The 3,629-nt window shown below is 43.3% G+C and carries 4 protein-coding genes and 1 pseudogene; 4 read left to right on the forward strand and 1 reads right to left on the reverse strand.

The genetic code is table 11. The annotated features are described in order from the left end of the window. The 4 genes and pseudogenes from ACVA54_RS19475 to ACVA54_RS19490 form a co-directional block, all read left to right on the forward strand. Nucleotides 1–711: pseudogene (locus tag ACVA54_RS19475) on the forward strand (dentin sialophosphoprotein); the annotation flags it as partial. 22 nt (nucleotides 712–733) lie between these two features. Continuing rightward, a complete protein-coding gene (locus ACVA54_RS19480; protein WP_099079814.1) occupies nucleotides 734–1,063 on the forward strand; it encodes a carbon storage regulator in 330 nt (109 codons plus the stop codon). A gap of 5 nt (nucleotides 1,064–1,068) precedes the next feature. Further along, nucleotides 1,069–1,746 carry a C39 family peptidase gene (locus ACVA54_RS19485; protein ID WP_099079813.1) on the forward strand — a complete coding sequence of 226 codons (678 nt, stop codon included), beginning with the start codon at nucleotides 1,069–1,071 and terminating at the stop codon, nucleotides 1,744–1,746. A 15-nt stretch (nucleotides 1,747–1,761) separates the two neighbouring features. Then, a complete protein-coding gene (locus tag ACVA54_RS19490) occupies nucleotides 1,762–2,334 on the forward strand; it encodes a hypothetical protein (RefSeq protein ID WP_446609297.1) in 573 nt (190 codons plus the stop codon). Nucleotides 2,335–2,375: 41 nt separating this feature from the next. Here ACVA54_RS19490 and ACVA54_RS19495 read toward each other — a convergent pair whose 3' ends face one another. Continuing rightward, entirely contained in the window at nucleotides 2,376–3,368 is a 993-nt protein-coding gene (locus ACVA54_RS19495) for a transporter (RefSeq protein WP_099079811.1), read from the reverse strand. Nucleotides 3,369–3,629: the final 261 nt, after the last annotated feature.

Consider the following 3,629-nt stretch of genomic DNA (forward strand, 5'->3'; position numbering starts at 1 on the left):
GACAATCGTAACCAAGCAGACTCACGAGATCAGTCAGACAGTCGTGATATGAGTGACAGCAGAAGTTATGCAAATGATAACAGTAACAACAGTGATAACTCGAATGCGAGTACAAACTCAAGTTACAACAATAACAGTGACAATCGTAACCAAGCAGACTCACGAGATCAGTCAGACAGTCGTGATATGAGTGACAGCAGAAGTTATGCAAATGACAACAGCAACTCAAGTACCAACGACAGCTACAACGACAACAGTGACAGTCGCAACCAAAGTGATTCGAGTACAACGACGACTCGTAGCAACAATGACAACAGTAACTCTAGCACCAATGACAGTTACAACGACAACAGCGATAGTCGCAGTTACGCAGACAATAACTCAGACAATCGCGATCAAAGTGATTCAAGTACGAGAAATAGCTATAACGACAACAGCGACAGCAGTATTAATACAGCTGATAGCTACAACACCTTACAGATGGATTCGGATACGGTTGTAGCGACATCTGAAGTCATGGGTTCCGTTAGCGCTACATCAGTAAATTACTCAACAATGGAAAAAGACTCTACTGTTCGAGTTGATAACGTAAATAACCTTGGTGGTATGGATGGTGCCTCGGGTATTACCACTGTGGCACAAAGCGCTGGCGGTAACGCACTGATTCAACAATCTGTAGCGACCAACGCGAGTGTCTTTACCGGCGACTAATGAGCATTATTAGGAGAAAGCGATGCGTTTGGCACTGTGTACCTTGGGTATGATAATTGCCGTTTCCGTCAACGCTGATGAGATAACGTTGTCTGACGAAAGTGCTAGCCTCGAAACCATGAGTGAAGCGAGAGGTGGTCAACATATCGATATCGATCTTGACCTTGTCTATGCAGAATCAGATGTTTATGGGGTATCGTCAGATAACGTAGCCAATAACACCGTTAGCGGAAATAACATTTTATCACCAGGTGCGTTCGCAGACAGTTCAGGGATATCGAGCGTGATTCAGAATACTGGTAATAACGTTCTTATTCAGAACTCAACCGTCGTTAACCTGACACTCAAGTAAATAATATGAGAATTGTTCGAAACATAACTTGGCTGATGCTGGCAATGTCAGCATCAGCCAACTCTTTAGAATTTCTTCCACATCGAGCTCACTACTCAGTGCCAGTAAAAAGCTATAAGGAGATAGTCTTTGGCGATGTCTTTCGTCAACAATATGATTTTAGCTGTGGTTCAGCCGCGTTGGCATCATTACTCACTTATCATTATGAAACGCCATCATCAGAACAAGACATTTTTGAGAACATGTATCGCAATGGTGATAAAGAAAAAATTAAAGAGAAAGGCTTCTCTCTCCTTGATATGAAAATGCACCTCGCTTCCATTGGCCTTAACTCTGACGGCTTCAAAATCGGACTAGAGAAAATTCGCAAAGTCGGCGTACCAGGTATTACCTTGGTCAATTTTGATGGCTATATGCACTTTGTTGTTATTCGGGGGATGAACAAAGACTCGGTGATCTTAGGTGATCCCTCACGAGGCACGATGATCATGAAATACGAAGAGTTTCAAAAGTATTATCAGGGCATTATCTTATTGGTCCGTAACGAAGCTGAAATGGGGCGTACAAGCTTTATTACCGATGATCAGTTTGCCATTTATCAAGCGTCACCACTAGAAAGCGGTGTACCTAGAGATTCACTAGGGGTATTTAGCATTACCCTCCCTGTCGATGGTGAGAATTAAACTAAGGTAACTATCATGTTTTTTAGCCGGCTTTTTCTCGTTGTTTGCATTTTTACCTTGTCGCTATTTGCTCGAGCAGACGTTATTAGCATTGAAGGAGTAAAGCCACTTACTCACGAATCTTTGTCACAATACCGGGGTGGCTTTCAAGTCACTGACGACTACATCATCAACATCGGCCTCAGTATCACTACGACAATTAACGGTGAGAACCTTCTCAACACTACGATCGCCAATTTAGTAATAGAGAATGGCAATTTGACCAACATCAATGCAATTAATGATGCCAATAATCCGGAGCATGCTCAATTTGACCAAGGGATTGTCAATATCGTTCAATTTGGTGAAGGCAATATTGTCGATGACAACACTCTAAACTCTCCTAATATGGCACCAACTCAAAGACCGAACGTCGTGAGTTCTGAGCTTATCAATTCCAGTATTATCAACATCATTCAGAATACCACAGACAACAGCGTAATAGGTCTCAACACTCTCGTCGATATTGACGCGCAAGTTAGCGGCGTCATGCAGCAAATCCGAGCCAATCAGCAATTAGAAGACGCATTATTAAATCACCTTCAATAGCTGCAGCTACACATTTCATGTGGCTGGTGAGATAGACACTATCAGAGATTAAATGGCACACGAATGGTTAATTGGAAATCTGGTGTATCTTCGGTTAAGCCTGCTTGAGCACTAACATTAATTGAAGTCCGCCTGCTAAACGCATAATTGATACCAAAAGTCAGAGAGTCCAACTGGAGCAATTTCGCATCGTCAGCAGAACGCCCATCGACCTTACTTTTCAAAATCGTCTTGTGACTCAAACCAAGTGAAAATGACAAGTTTGGATTAACAGCAAAACCCATTCCCCCCGACAAAGCAATGGTATCACCTAAGTCAACATCAGCATTATTATCCCCCACCGTTACGGATTTCTCTAAGTTGTAGATGTAACTTAAGTTAGCGAATAACACGGCAGGATCAGTCGGATAAATCATCGTGACACTTGGCTCAAAACTCCAGAACCCCGATCCTGTAGGCACATCACTGAATGAATTACTTCCTTCATCAATAGAGACCTCGTAGGGAGAGCGACCTGTATCAGACTTTACTCTCAAACCACCAATCCAATATGGTGCGCTCTCAAAGTTAAACTGGTGACGTACTGCAAACTCCACATCTCCTAAACCACCACCATCGATGGTTGTATTGATGACTGATGGAGACCCATCTTGGATCGGACGCACCGACACTTGATCATTTCTGTAAACATAAGGCAGGCGAATTTCCAATTCGGTAGCATTCGTCAAGCCGTAGCGTGTCGTTAAACCTAAAGTCATCGTTGTTCTGTCCGCATCACTGACTTCGATTCGACCAACAATCAATGTGGGTAGCACGGTATAACCAACGACAGATACCTTATTTGAAGAGTTTTGGCTGTAGTTAAGTGAGGAGTCGAATGACCAACTTCCTTTGGGTGTGAGCACGCCTGGGCGGTCTATGACGTCGCCTACCGTTTGAGCGCGCTGTGGGATGTCATCACCTTCAGCCGCCCACACACTATGCGCGAAAAATAATGTCCCAAGGGTTACGCCCATCAAAGTTTTCCCTAACATCAAAGCATCCTTTCTTAATGGTAGTTATATACGATTAGGCTAGATTTCTTTATTTCGCAATATGTTGGCTTTAATAACTTGAGCAGTCTTAAAACATAAACTTATAAGAGAGAAGATGAATGGTGTGAAAAACTCGAAATCTCGAGATACAAAAAAGCCCCGCATAAGCGAGGCTTTTGTTGGAAGTGGCGCGTCCTGGAGGATTCGAACCTCCGACCGCCTGGTTCGTAGCCAGGTACTCTATCCAGCTGAGCTAAGGAC

Source organism: Vibrio sp. PNB23_22_6 (assembly GCF_052877535.1).